The organism is Actinomyces sp. HMSC08A09, from assembly GCF_001807465.1.
GTDB classification, from domain to species: Bacteria; Actinomycetota; Actinomycetes; order Actinomycetales; family Actinomycetaceae; genus Actinomyces; species Actinomyces oris.
The window spans coordinates 18,378-29,285 of record NZ_KV789142.1 but is presented as its reverse complement, the minus strand read 5'-3'; the positions used below and the strand labels follow the sequence as shown (position 1 = coordinate 29,285).

Here is a 10,908-nt window from a genome sequence, read left to right as displayed (position 1 = left end):
GCGCGCGACGCGAGGAGCGCGCCGCCCACCGGGGCCGCCGAAGGCGGCCCCCTTGATCCTGTAGAGAGAAGTTACGGTCAATCTGATTCTTTGGCGTCTTTCCGCCATTTTTGCACCGTCACCACTGGTCGCCCAGCAGCCGCCGCCGTCCTCCTCACACTCACGCCCGCATCCAGCGCTGCATTGATGAGTGCTCGCTGAGTTTCCGTGAGGGTGGTCTGAGCAGTCGCCAGCGCCTTCAGAGCTTCGACGACCTGCCGGTCAGGCTGATCAGGTCGAGTCTCCCCATCAGCTAGCGCCCTGGCGGCGGCGATCGCCCCCGCGGCCATCGCCTCACAGCTGGCTCGACATCTCTCACGCTGCTGATCATCCATGACCGCGATGCTACCGAACCAGCGAACTGTGCAAAGCATCACATAGGACTTGTATGCGTCTAAAGAATGTGGGCACCGCACCCCACTCAACGGCCGCTTCGTAGTGGCACCGCGGGACATCTGCCAGCTTCGGTACAGCTCAACATCGCCACCTGCCGGAAGTTCTCATGTGCCTGAACGGCGCTCAGGATTTGAGGCAGCGCAAAGCTTTGGGCGTGACTGGCGCGACATGTATCGTACCGGTTATGAGCATAGATGGTCATCAGAACATGCTCACAGGTCAGCACCTAACTCCAGTTTATATGTGTCTATTTTTCGCAGTTTTACGGGGATTGGTGCCGAGGTTGACGCCCACCGAGGCGGAGGTTATCGTGTACACGAAGCGAACATCTGTTGTATCGGTTACGGCACATCGAGGAGCTCATCATGCTTGACCTGTCTGACGTTGAGTACGACTCGGCCCAGTTCTCTGATGCCATTTTTGCCGGCATGGGCACGGATTTGACCGTGGAGGACGTCAGGCCTCGCATGCGGGATGGAGCGCCGAAGCTCGCCCCATCTGGCGAACCGACGTACGCGACCGGCGTGGTCGGCCCGAGTCGCTGGGGCGGACCTGACACTCGAACCACGATCTCGGTCATCGAGCGAGGCAACTATAAGTACGGTCACTTCTATAGGATGGATGGCCGCGTGTGGGTCACTCAGTACGCCGTGACGTCGTTCGGAGATCGCGCTGAGACGCGCCAGGCCATTACCTGCGACAGGCTCATAGAGGTTCCAAACCCTGCGACGTCCACACCCTCGAAGCCGAAGGTTGAGCTCCTTGCAGACGAGTCCGCAAGCGGGAAGGGCGGTCGCTGATGCGCACCGCAGCAGATTTTGATCAGCCAGACGCTGGGCGGCGCCGCGTCCGTCGTCGTGGCCCGATGCTCCGCCGGTGGGAGCGCCAACTGACGGTGGCTATAGCAACCACAGTCACCGCCATCCTCACGGCACTCTCTGTCTGGGGGTTCATCGCTGCGGAGCGGAATCGGTGGACGTTCGCTCTCATTGCGGTGGTTGTCGTCATGGTGTGCGCGTTTGCGTCGTGGCTGGCTTGGCACCGTGTGCCCATTCGCACCACGCTCCGCCCGGGTGAGATGCCGTGGTCCAGCCGAACGGCCATCGTCGCGTACTGGAGGCGCGATGATGTCGATCGCGTCCTACGGAATCTGCGGGAGCTGCGTTGGATCTCGGCGTGCTCAGCTGCCGGTCTGGAGCGCCGAGTTCGCCATCATGCGCTGATCGGCGACGACATCGTTGAGGACCTCTACGTTCCCGAAGTCACAGCAATTCATCGTGTGCCCCGCGGTCTCGAGGTCACTATTCGCTCGCTGCCGAGCATGTCTCCCACTGAGACGGCCAAAGCCGCGGAGCGGCTGGGATCCGCGCTGGGCGCACCAGTCACGGCCGAGTCATCTCCCGATGACGCTGCCGGGGTGGTCCTCACTGTCGTCGTGGGTCCGGATCCGCTCGCTGAGGTTAGAGAGTATCCGGTGGCTGATGCGGCCGGCGCTCCAGTGGGGTCGGCGCTGGTGGGGATCACCGAGGCCGGCAAGCAGTGGACGATCCCGATCATTGGCGGCCATACCCTAATCGTTGGCATGACTGGTGCCGGGAAGGGCAGTGTACTTGGTGGTATCGCCGTAGGGATGACTCCTCAGATTCAAGCGCGTCGCATCAAAATGTATGGTATCGACCTGAAAGGCGGAGTCGAGCAGGAAGCCTACAAACAGATCTTCGAAAAGCGGGCACGCACCTACGCGGAGGCGGCTGATTTGCTCACCGAGATCAATGCCCTGCTTGATGACCGTCTGGAGTCGATGCGTCGCGACGGAGTGACGAATATAGACCCGTGCCCAGCTTATCCTGGGATCGTGGTGATGATTGATGAGGCGGCTATGCTCACATATGCGGCGGATTCCACGAAAGATGAGAAGAGCGTTGACAGGAACCTGCGCGCGATCCTTACTCGAGGTCGTGCCGCATCGATCTCTGTCGTTGCCGCACTTCAGGACCCAAGAAAAGACGCACTGCGGGCTCGTGACCTTTTCACGTCGCGGATCATCATGGCGGCCAGCGGAGTCCCCGACTCGCTTATGCTGGTTAACCGCGAAGAGTGGGAGGGCGGGATTAAGCCCGAAAAAGAGTTGAAGGGAATGCCCGGAGCGGCATATGCCATCACAATGGTGGAGCAGGACGGGAAGCTGACTACCCCAAATAAGCCCCAGCGCGTGAGGGCGTTCTTGGTGGACGATGCCACGCTCAATGGACTGCCGCCAGCACCAGGAGACAGGAATGATGAAAAGAACCCGGCGCTTGTCGTCGACTGAGGTCAGGAAGCGGGCCGCTGGCCTCCCTGGGGGAGTGTCCAGCTTTGTGGCGGCGCAGCTCCGCCTCAGGGCCAGTGCCGTGCGCGACGAGGCCTTGCGCGCCGCGGATATTGCTGCCGAGATCGAGCTTCAGCTCATGCAGGACAAGGTTAGTGCTGACGAGCGCGATGCAGTGGCCGATGAGATGGAGCACGAACGAGTGTATGCCCAGTACTGTGAGGATCTTTCTGAGCAGATTCTTTTCGTTGCAGAGAATATCCACACTTTCATCCCGGAAAGCGCGAACGAATGACGGTCGCAAAATCTGGCAGTAAATGGCGTGCTTACATCTACGACGGTGGAACTGTGATCGCTACGCGAACATTCGACAGTCCTGTTGATGCGCGCGCGTGGGAACGCCGCATGAAACGTCAGCTGGCCGCGGGAATCGACGTCGTCGGCGCGGTGAAAAAGGTCCAGGAGTGGCTGCCGCTTTTCCTGGAGCACCGCCGTGAAGTTGTGGCCGCGTCGACGCTGCAACGGGACGAAGGGGTATGCGCGTCACTGCCCGCGTGGCTGCGCGCCCACCGTGTCTGCGATGTCAATCCTCAAGTGATTTCTCGTTTGATCAAGTCAATCAGTGGCAGTCCGGGAACAAAACAGCGTGTACTGATTACTGTTGCTGCCTTTTTCTCGTGGCTCGAGGGACTTGCTGTCGTCGACCGCAACCCCGTCCGGGGCATCAGGATTCCGAGAACCAATGCCATCGGGGCAGCGACTAACCCGTTCTCGTGGCGGGAGGTCGAGACGATGGCTCCAGAAGGCCCGTACGGGGACGTGATTATCGTGCTGGCCTACACGGGCCTGCGGTGGGGTGAGCTCAGGGCGCTACGTGCCCGTGACGTCGTGATCGACGACGATGGCCTCGCCACCGCTCTGCGCGTGAGGCGAAGCGCTAGCGACGGATTCCCGGAGAAGGCACCCAAGAGCGGGAAGGTCCGCAAGGTCCCACTCATGCAACGCCCTGCGCTCATCATCAGCCGGCGCCTGCGTGGCCTGAAGCCAGACGACATTGTGTTTACCTCCCCGCGGGGCGGTCCGCTCAACCGCAGCAACATGAGACGGTCGGTGCGGTGGGACGAGATCAGCGGCGGCCGTCGAATCCATGATCTTCGCCACACAGCAGCATGCGAGTGGCTGCGCAAGGGCGTCGACGTGGCGACCGTCAGCGCCTGGCTGGGTCACGCCTCCGTCACCACCACAGGGGCATACCTGCACCTAGTGAGCACTGACGAGGAGCGTCGACTGGTCTCCATGCTGGACGAGCGCAGCGCAAAACCCTGAGATTCCAGGCGAAAACCAGAGTCCACATACGTATGGCACACGCGATCCGATGTGAAGGGAGGGAGCGCCAGAACCGGGTGAGGTGCTGACGCCCGCGATGACGCGGAAAGGTGTCAGTGCCCTCGATTGGATTCGAACCAACGACACCCGCTTTAGGAGAGCGGTGCTCTATCCCCTGAGCTACGAGGGCCTGGAGGGAAGACTACCAGCGGATCGCCCCAGCCATGACCACACGGGCCACGGGGTGGCGCCGCGGCGAGCGGAGGTGTGCTCGCCGCGGCGGGTGGGGCCTCAGGCCCGACCCCACGGGGTGGAGGTGCGCGAGGTGCGCCGCTCCCCCTTGGCGTGGTGCGTCGGCGCGACCAGCACGGGGCAGGATGCGTGGGACAGGACGGCCTGGCTGGTGGAACCCAGCAGGAGACCGGAGAAGCCCCCGCGCCCACGCGAGCCGACGACGATGAGGTCCACGGCGGTGGAGAACTCGGCCAGGAGCTCGGCCGGATTGCCGTCCAGGGCGTGGCGGCGCACCGTGACGCCCTCGTGGCCCTCGAGGGCCTCATTGATGGCGCGGTCGAGTCCGGAGCGGACGTCGGCCAGGACCTGCTCGCGGTCGACCGCGGCCGGCAGCCAGGCCAACGCCCCGGCCCCGGAGGCCATCGGGACGGCGGCGATGGCGGTGAGCTCGGCGCCCCACGCCTCAGCCTCGGTCACGGCCCACTTGAGGGCCCGGCGGGCAGAGGAGGAGCCGTCGACCCCGACGACGATGCGGCGTACCGGCGTGTAGTCGGCTCCCTCGTTGTGCTGGGGCACGACGACGGCCGGGCAGTGGCTGTGCGCGGGAAGGGCCGAGGAGACGGTTCCCAGGAGCCGGTCGGCGAAGCCGCCACCGCCCCGGGTACCGACGACGGCCAGCGTCGCCTCCTCGGAGAGGTCGACGAGGACCCCGGCCGGGTCCCCGGTCTCCAGGGAGGAGGTGACGGCGACGCCGGACTTCTTGACGCGCTCGACGGCCTCATCGATGACGGCCTGGGCACCGGACCTGATGGCCGAGTCATCGAGCGCCGCGTAGCCGCCGTCGAGAGAGGCGGTGGTGAAGGAGGGCAGGGAGTAGGCGCACAGGATGTGGACGCGCCAACCCTGGCACTCAGCTCGCGCCACGGCCCAGTCCACTGCCGCCAGGGACTCCGGTGAACCATCGACTCCAACGAGGACGACATTGTCATCAGTCATGGGATCTGCCCTTTCTCGAGATCACGGTCTACGACCCTAGGAACATTCTGCCCCGAAAAGGGGTGTGGGGACCACCACATGAAGGGCTTGTCCTCGTTTTGCTCCTTTGAGACGCCCCGTTGACCGACATTGATCGGCGTTGACCGGCTCCCACCCTCCTGACACGCCGTGAGGGGTGAGCGCCTGATGACGCTCACCCCTCACGGTGAAGACTTCAGCGTCTGGTATCAGCCGACGCGGACGAAGCTCGGGGAGTCCCAGAGGTCGCGGTAGACCACACCGGTGTCCTCGCTGCCGGCGTCGATGACCTTGCCGTCACCGGCGTAGATGCCGACGTGGCCGGGCCAGGTGACGAGGTCGCCGGGCTGGGCCTCAGCGGCGGACACCGGGGTGCCGGACACGGCCTGCTCGGAGGAGGTACGGGGCAGGCTGATGCCGACCTGGGCGTACACGTACTGCGTGAAGCCGGAGCAGTCGAAGGCGCTCGGGCCAGAGGCGCCCCACACGTAGGGGGCACCGACGTACTGCATGGCGATGGCCACGACAGAGGAGTTGGAGGTGCTGGCGGGCGCAGCGGCCGGGGTGGCCTGAGCGGCCTGCGTGTCGGCAGCAGCGGAGTCAGTGCCCTGGTCAGCAGCAGCCGGGGCGGCGGCCTCGGAGGAGGTCTGCTCGGCCTGGGCAGCGGGGGCCTCGGGAGCGGCGGGCGCCTGAGGAGCCGCAGGGGCGGGGGCGACAGCCTCCACCTCAGGAGCAGCCTCGGTGACCCAGTTGACCTGAGACATGGTGACCTGCTGGCGGGCGGCCAGGGCCTCGCGAGCGTTGGCGGCGAAGATGCCGACCCCGGGGGTCACGCCGGAAGCCTCGATGGTGCCGGAGGAGGTGACCTCGGTGTGGCCGGCGGCGTTGGCTCCCGAAGCCATCATGGTCAGGGCGAGGCCGGACGAAGCGGCGACAGCCAGACCGCGGCGCGCGGTGGGAGCAAAGTCATCCAGTGGGGTAAGGGCGCGGGTGGCTTTGCGGTGACGTGCGGTGGTGCGTGAGGACATGAATGCTTTCTCCTGTTGAGCCGACGAGGTGAGCTGTCGGGTTCGGACTGGAGACGCCCGGCCCGCAGATGCGGGCTTCACCCCAAGGCCGCTTCGGCTGTTCGCCTGGGCGACCGGTAGTTGGTTCCCCCGTTCCTGCCACTTGAGTTGTTGGTTCCACGAGCCTCAGACCGAGCGGCAGGACTAAGCCCCGATCCGAGACATCACCGAGACGGTTGTCTGCGGCAACGACCTGAACGCTACATGACAGACCCACGCTTCGTCACGGCCAGTTGTCGCACACTCTTGTGAGCCGAAGCACTATGAAGCACTTCTCGCTTTTATCCATATTGCCCCAGGGACCTCAGTCCATCGGCGCGCTCGCAACAAGAACCGGAAAAGCGCGAGATGACGCGGAAAAATTGCATGGACCTCGACGGAACCTCAACATAGGCCCTCTGTCCCAGCAACTATGGGACCCCACAGCGAGGGAGTTTGGACGGCCGTCACACCGTCACCGAGGCGGACCCCACGCATCTCACTTCCTGAGACAGATAACACCCTTGAACCCCCTGCCTGCACAGGGTGTTTTCAGGGTTCCTTGAGGGGGCTGACAGGCAGGTCGAGCGTCGGCGCTCAGCGCCGCACGAAGAGGTGGCGGGCAACGTCGTCGGCCAGGACGACGGGATCACCGGAGGACCCGACGAGGCGCACTCCGCCGGCACTGACACGCAGCTCCACCTCGGCCCCGGCGACGATCTGCGCGTCCTCGAGGCCGGCGAGGAGCTCCGCGTCGGCCTGGATCGGCTCCCCGATGCGGCTGATGACGGCCGTGACGGTGTCGCGTCCGGCGAAGCGGTCCACACTGACCTCATCGGCGGAGGGTCGCGGGTGCTCCGCGGTCCGCGGCGGGACGGGGTTGCCGAAGGGGTCGGTGGAGACGTCGTCGAGAATGTCGGCGAGGCGCTCCTCGACCTGCTCGCTCATGACGTGCTCCCAGCGGCAGGCCTCGTCGTGGACGAATCGGCGCTCGATGCCGATGACGTCCAGCAGCAGTCTTTCAGCGAGCCGGTGCTTGCGGATCACGTCGGTGGCACGCCTGCGGCCCTCATCGGTGAGCTCCAGGGAGCGGTCCTCGGCGACCTTGATGAGGCCGTCACGCTCCATGCGCGCCACCGTCTGGGAGACCGTGGGGCCCGAGTGGTCGAGACGCTCGACGATGCGGGCACGCAGCGGGGGAACGCCGTCCTCCTCAAGCTCATAGACGGTCTTGAGGTACATCTCGGTGGTGTCGATCAGCTCGGTCATGGGGTGGGCTCCTGCTTGAGGTGGGTTACCGCGGACATTCGATGCCTTCGGAAGGGCTCGCTCACCGAACCGCGTTCCTCGCCAGGATAGGCGGCATCCTGTGACGCGGGCCAGTACCGTCTGAAAGCGCGCCGATCCTCGGCTGGGGAGGACTCCCCAGTGCCGGGGAGATGCGCCACGGGTAGCGTACGTATTACTCGTTCGGTACCCGGTGCGGTCCGGTCGTGCGGTGTGATGCGGCGTCCGGTGGGTGTCGGTCGGCGCTAATCGGCGTCGTCGGCATGGGTCTGCTGCGGGGACTGCGGCGGCTTCGGTGGTGTCGGCGACTTAGGCGCGGCCCGGAGGTAGGGGCGGGGGGAGGAGTAGTGCAGGGACAGGTTCCAGTGCCTGTAGCTCCAGGCGGCGGCGACCAGCGCGGTGAGGACGGCGCTCAGACCACCGACCGCGATCGCCATGCGCGGCCCCCAGGTGTCGGCGACCCAGCCGATGAGCGGGGAACCGAGCGGCGTCGACCCCAGGAAGAACATCATGTAGATGCTCAGGACCCGCCCGCGCATGGAGGGCTCGGTGGTCATTTGCACGGTCTGGTTGGCGCTGGTCAAGAGGGTCAGGACGCACAGACCCACCGGGATCGTCATGACCATGAAGGTCGGGTAGGTGGGCATGACGGCCAGCAGGAGGGTGAACACCCCTAGGGCGAGGGCCGCCAGCACGACGGTGCGGGGGCGGGGGTTGCGACGTCGGGCCGCCCACAGGGCACCGGAGAGGGAGCCGACGGCGAAGACTGAGGAGACGGTGCCGTAGGCGTCGGACTCCAGGTGGAAGACGGTGCGCACCATCGCGGCCATGGTGACCTGGAAGTTGAGGGTGAGCATGGAGACAACGGCGACGACGGCGATGATGACGACGAGATCCGTACGGCCGCGCAGGTAGGTCAGGCCCTCGCGGAGCTGGCCGGCGGCGCGGCGGGCACGGGGCATGTCCACCAGCTCGCTCACGCGCATGGCGACCAGCGCCACGGCCGGGAAGACGAAGGTGGCGGCGTTGACGGCGAAGACCCAGCCGGCGCCGACCCAGGTGATGACGACGCCGGCGAGGGCCGGCCCCAGGAGGCGGGCGGCGTTGAAGGAGGCCGAGTTGAGGCCCACGGCGTTGGACAGGTGCTCGGCGGGCACCATCCGGGCCACGAAGGTCTGGCGGGCGGGGGCGTCGTAGGCGGCGGCGACGCCCGTGAGGAAGGCGGCCAGGTAGACGTGCCACAGGTGGGCGGTGCCGGCCAGGACGTCAACGGCGAGGACCGCGGAGACCAGGCCCATGGCGCTCTGGGTGAGGATGAGGAACCTTCGCTGGTCGACCCGGTCGGCGACGAGGCCCGCATGGGCGGACAGCAGCAGCATGGGGAGGAACTGCAGGGCCGTGGTCAGACCGGTGGCGGAGGCGGAGTCGTCAGTGAGGACGCGCAGCACCAACCAGTCCTGAGCCACACGCTGCATCCAGGTCCCGGTGTTGGCCACGAGGGCGGACAGGAACCAGATCCGGTAGTTGTGGAATCTCAAGGAGGCGAAGATGCCACCGCCGGGGCGGCGCGGTGAGGTCATGCGGGTCATGTCCTGACGTGGTGACGACGTGGGGCGGGGCAAGGAGCGCCCGTGCGGTGCCGGACGGCGCCGCCCACGCGCCGTCCGGCCCTTCCTCAGGAGACGCCGAGGATCGCCTTAATGGGTGCGAGGGTGAAGTAGACGACGAACATCGCGCAGGCCACCCACATGAGCGGGTGGATCCTCCGCGCCCGGCCCTGCGCCACCTCGATGACCAGGTAGGACACGAAGCCGGCCCCGATCCCGTTGGTGATCGAGTAGGAGAAGGGCATCATGATGATGGTCAGGAAGGCCGGCAGGGCGATCTCCGGGGACTTCCAGTCGATATCGGTCACCTGCATCATCATGAGGAAACCGACCACGACGAGCGCCGGGGTGGCCGCCTCGTAGGGGACCATCTTGACCAGCGGCGCGAAGAACATGGACAGGGCGAACATGCAGCCGGTGACCACGGAGGCCAGGCCCGTGCGGGCCCCCTCCCCCACGCCCGCGGCGGACTCCACGTAGGAGGTGTTGGAGGAGACGCCCCCGACACCACCAGCGATGGCGGCCAGGGAGTCGACGACGAGGATCTCGCGCGTCTTGGGCGGGTTGCCGTGCTCGTCGAGCAGGTCGCCCTCGGCACCGATGGCGACCATGGTGCCCATCGTGTCGAAGAAGTCGGCCAGCAGCAGGGAGAAGACCAGGAGGATCACCGAGACGATCCCGACCTTGTGCACACTGCCCAGCAGACTGAAGTGGCCCAGCGTCGACAGGCTCGGCAGGTCCACCGGGAAGCCGTCCAGGCGCGGCTCGGACAGGGACCAGCCGGTGAGGTTGTCGGGACCGGGCATCGTCTCGTCGTTGTAGGGACCCAGGTGGGTGACGGCGTCGATGATGATGGCCAGGACCGTGGCCGAGGCGATGCCGATGAGGATGGCGCCGCGGACCTTGCGCACGTGGAGCACCACCATGAGGAAGAGCCCGAAGAGGAAGACGAGGACCGGCCAGCCCTGGAGGGAGCCGCCCAGGCCCAGCTCCAGGGGGGTGCCGCCGCGGCGCACCATCTTGGCGTCCACCAGGCCGATGAGCGCGATGAACAGGCCGATGCCCACGGAGATCGCGGTCTTGAGCTGGTCGGGGACGGCCTTGAAGACGGCCTCCCGGAAACCGGTGAGCACGAGGACGAGGATGATGATGCCCTCGATGACGATGAGGCCCATGGCGTCGGCGTAGGTCATGCCCTGGGTGCCCACGAGGGTGTAGGCGACCATCGCGTTGATCCCCAGGCCCGCGGCCAGGGCCATCGGGTAGTTGGCGACGACGCCCATGAGGATCGTCATGACCGCGGCGACGAAGGCGGTGCCGGCGGCGAGCTGTGCCTCGGTTCCCGGGGGGCTCGCCTTGGACAGGATCGCGGGGTTGAGGACGAGGATGTAGCTCATCGAGAAGAAGGTGACGATGCCGCCACGGATTTCTCGGGAGATGCTCGAACCGCGTTCAGTGATGTGGAAGAACCGATCCAGTCGAGAGACCTGACTGGGCGAGGACGAAGATGAGGACTTCGTCGAGGTACGTGTGCTCACGGCGGCATTCTTCCAGATCATCACGCGCTGAGCGAAACTGAGCGCTGCCGTCACCGCTCCCGCCGGCACTCGCCCCATCGCTTAGACCCCGGAATTACTGTCACAACCTCGTG

General features: G+C 65.8%; 10 protein-coding genes, 1 tRNA gene and 1 riboswitch. Of the genes, 4 read left to right on the top strand and 7 right to left on the bottom strand.

What is annotated here, in order from left to right; translation table 11 throughout:
- Positions 1–77 precede the first annotated feature (77 nt).
- Entirely contained in the window at positions 78–374 is a 297-nt protein-coding gene (locus HMPREF3165_RS13320; RefSeq protein ID WP_141745047.1) for a hypothetical protein, read from the bottom strand.
- A 426-nt stretch (positions 375–800) separates the two neighbouring features.
- On the opposite strand from HMPREF3165_RS13320, the gene HMPREF3165_RS10160 reads away from it, so the two are divergent.
- The 4 genes from HMPREF3165_RS10160 (at position 801) to HMPREF3165_RS13015 (ending at position 4,069) form a co-directional block, all read left to right on the top strand.
- A complete protein-coding gene (locus HMPREF3165_RS10160) occupies positions 801–1,235 on the top strand; it encodes a hypothetical protein (protein WP_070513124.1) in 435 nt (144 codons plus the stop codon).
- 95 nt (positions 1,236–1,330) lie between these two features.
- Complete coding sequence (locus HMPREF3165_RS10155; protein ID WP_218079050.1) at positions 1,331–2,746, top strand: type IV secretory system conjugative DNA transfer family protein; 1,416 nt, start codon at positions 1,331–1,333, stop codon at positions 2,744–2,746.
- Between the two features lie 34 nt (positions 2,747–2,780).
- Entirely contained in the window at positions 2,781–3,038 is a 258-nt protein-coding gene (locus HMPREF3165_RS10150) for a hypothetical protein (protein WP_070513118.1), read from the top strand.
- A gap of 110 nt (positions 3,039–3,148) precedes the next feature.
- Entirely contained in the window at positions 3,149–4,069 is a 921-nt protein-coding gene (locus HMPREF3165_RS13015) for a tyrosine-type recombinase/integrase (RefSeq protein WP_075402121.1), read from the top strand.
- A gap of 117 nt (positions 4,070–4,186) precedes the next feature.
- Here the strand turns inward: HMPREF3165_RS13015 and HMPREF3165_RS10140 are convergent.
- The 6 genes from HMPREF3165_RS10140 to HMPREF3165_RS10115 all read right to left on the bottom strand — a co-directional run bounded on the left by HMPREF3165_RS10140 (position 4,187) and on the right by HMPREF3165_RS10115 (position 10,816).
- Positions 4,187–4,259 (bottom strand) — tRNA-Arg (locus HMPREF3165_RS10140).
- Positions 4,260–4,360: 101 nt separating this feature from the next.
- Positions 4,361–5,299: a universal stress protein gene (locus HMPREF3165_RS10135; protein WP_009407622.1), complete on the bottom strand. Its 939-nt coding sequence runs from the start codon at positions 5,297–5,299 to the stop codon at positions 4,361–4,363.
- 227 nt (positions 5,300–5,526) lie between these two features.
- Positions 5,527–6,345, bottom strand: coding sequence for a C40 family peptidase (locus tag HMPREF3165_RS10130; RefSeq protein ID WP_003788969.1), 819 nt, complete (start codon positions 6,343–6,345; stop codon positions 5,527–5,529).
- 3 nt (positions 6,346–6,348) lie between these two features.
- Positions 6,349–6,511: riboswitch (cyclic di-AMP (ydaO/yuaA leader) on the bottom strand.
- Positions 6,512–6,960: 449 nt separating this feature from the next.
- Positions 6,961–7,632, bottom strand: coding sequence for a metal-dependent transcriptional regulator (locus HMPREF3165_RS10125; protein WP_003788968.1), 672 nt, complete (start codon positions 7,630–7,632; stop codon positions 6,961–6,963).
- Positions 7,633–7,895: 263 nt separating this feature from the next.
- Positions 7,896–9,239 carry an MFS transporter gene (locus HMPREF3165_RS10120; protein ID WP_176747047.1) on the bottom strand — a complete coding sequence of 448 codons (1,344 nt, stop codon included), beginning with the start codon at positions 9,237–9,239 and terminating at the stop codon, positions 7,896–7,898.
- A gap of 86 nt (positions 9,240–9,325) precedes the next feature.
- A complete protein-coding gene (locus HMPREF3165_RS10115; protein ID WP_141745048.1) occupies positions 9,326–10,816 on the bottom strand; it encodes an NCS2 family permease in 1,491 nt (496 codons plus the stop codon).
- Between the last annotated feature and the right edge of the window lie 92 nt (positions 10,817–10,908).

Coding starts and splice junctions, on each gene's coding strand:
- HMPREF3165_RS13015 (WP_075402121.1), top strand. CDS start 3,149: ATGAAACGTCAGCTGGCCGCGGGAATCGACGTCGTCGGCGCGGTGAAA.
- HMPREF3165_RS10130 (WP_003788969.1), bottom strand. CDS start 6,345: ATGTCCTCACGCACCACCGCACGTCACCGCAAAGCCACCCGCGCCCTT.
- HMPREF3165_RS10120 (WP_176747047.1), bottom strand. CDS start 9,239: ATGACCCGCATGACCTCACCGCGCCGCCCCGGCGGTGGCATCTTCGCC.
- HMPREF3165_RS10160 (WP_070513124.1), top strand. CDS start 801: ATGCTTGACCTGTCTGACGTTGAGTACGACTCGGCCCAGTTCTCTGAT.
- HMPREF3165_RS10125 (WP_003788968.1), bottom strand. CDS start 7,632: ATGACCGAGCTGATCGACACCACCGAGATGTACCTCAAGACCGTCTAT.
- HMPREF3165_RS10135 (WP_009407622.1), bottom strand. CDS start 5,299: ATGACTGATGACAATGTCGTCCTCGTTGGAGTCGATGGTTCACCGGAG.
- HMPREF3165_RS10115 (WP_141745048.1), bottom strand. CDS start 10,816: ATGATCTGGAAGAATGCCGCCGTGAGCACACGTACCTCGACGAAGTCC.
- HMPREF3165_RS13320 (WP_141745047.1), bottom strand. CDS start 374: ATGGATGATCAGCAGCGTGAGAGATGTCGAGCCAGCTGTGAGGCGATG.